General features: G+C 78.7%; 1 protein-coding gene. It reads right to left on the bottom strand.

The genetic code is table 11. The features are described from left to right. The coding region (locus tag GTQ99_RS23155) for a GGDEF domain-containing protein (protein WP_166618005.1) at nucleotides 1-1510 on the bottom strand (1510 nt) is incomplete at both ends.

Below are 1510 nucleotides of genomic sequence, written 5' to 3' on the forward strand. Positions count from 1 at the left end.
CGGCCCGCCCGTGCAGGCGCACGCACCCCTTGCCCGCCGCCTTGGCCGCGTACATCGCCGCGTCCGCCGCGCGCACCAGCGCGTCGCCGGAGCCCTCCTCCGGAGCGCCGCCGGGCTCGTGCAGCGCCACGCCCACGCTCGCGCCCACGCGCGCCACGACCCCGCTGAAGCGCACCGGCTCGCCGAGGACCGCCACCACGCGCTGCCCGACCGCGGTGGCCTCCTGCTCGTCGGCCGCCGTCAGCAGCACCGCGAACTCGTCGCCGCCGAGGCGGGCGCACAGGTCGCCCTCGCGGGTGGTCCTGCGCAGCCGCGCGGCCACCGTGCGCAGCAGCGCGTCGCCGGCGGCGTGGCCGAGGTCGTCGTTGACGGCCTTGAACCCGTCGAGGTCGATGAACAGCAGGGCGCTGCCCGCGCCGTCCGCGCGCAGCACCGCCCGGTCGACGGCGTCCTGGAAGGCGGCGCGGTTGGGCAGGCCGGTGAGGGGGTCGGTGCGCGCCTGGGTGCGCAGCGCGTCGCGGGAGGCGGCGTTGCGCAGCGCGAGCGCGGCGTGGTGGGCGACCGCCTGCACGGCCGGCAGCCCCTGCTCGACCGTGCGGCGCGGACCGCCGACGAGCAGCCAGACCTCCTGCGAGGAGCTGGGGAAGCGCAGGCAGCTCCAGCCGCCGGCGGCCGGCGGCGGCGCGTGCTCCAGCGGGGCCGCGCCGAGCAGCTGCACGGCGGGCAGCACCCCGCCGCCGGGGAGCGGCGGGGCCTGCGGCCCGCAGGAGCGGCTGACGCGGAACTCGTCGCCGTCGGGGTGGGCCACCGCGACCGAGAGCCCGGACGTCGTCGCGCACAGCTCCTGCAGCGCCGCCCAGGTCATGCCCTCCACGCGGTCCGCGGCCTCGACGGCGAGCAGGTCCGCGCCGAGCGCGGCCACGACCGACTCGCGGGCGGCGGCCTCGTCGCGCCCGCGCAGGCCCGCGACGAGGCCGCGGATGACGCCGATGTTGACGACCATCATCGCGAAGGCGCTGTAGACGGCCGCGGCCAGCGGGACGGGGTGCCCGCCGTGGACGAGCGGCCACAGCGACAGCCCCGTGAGCACCGCCCCCTGCAGCAGCGCCAGGCGCACGAAGGCGCGCGGCGTCGAGCCGTACATCGAGCGGAACCACAGGGCGGAGAAGGTGATGCTGAGGATCGAGGTCGGGACCGGTGACAGCACCACCAGCGCCACGAAGCAGGTGGCGTCGACCACGTCGCAGGACCACGGCGCGCGGCGCCGGGAGTGGCCGTACCACCAGGAGGCGGCCAGCAGCGCCGCGGCGGGCAGGGCCGCCAGCGCGTGCGCGGGCGGCGCCAGGACGGCGAACGGCACGAGCAGGACGAGCAGCGCCACGAGGGCGAGCGCGAAGAACAGGGCCCGCGTGCGCGTCACGCCGTCCTGGCGCCGGTGCGCGCGGCCCGCGCGCGCGGCACCGGGGCGCCGGCCCAGCACGTCCAGCACCCGCCCACCCCCGTCCAGCAC

Source organism: Kineococcus vitellinus, from assembly GCF_009906315.1.
Lineage (GTDB): Bacteria > Actinomycetota > Actinomycetes > Actinomycetales > Kineococcaceae > Kineococcus > Kineococcus vitellinus.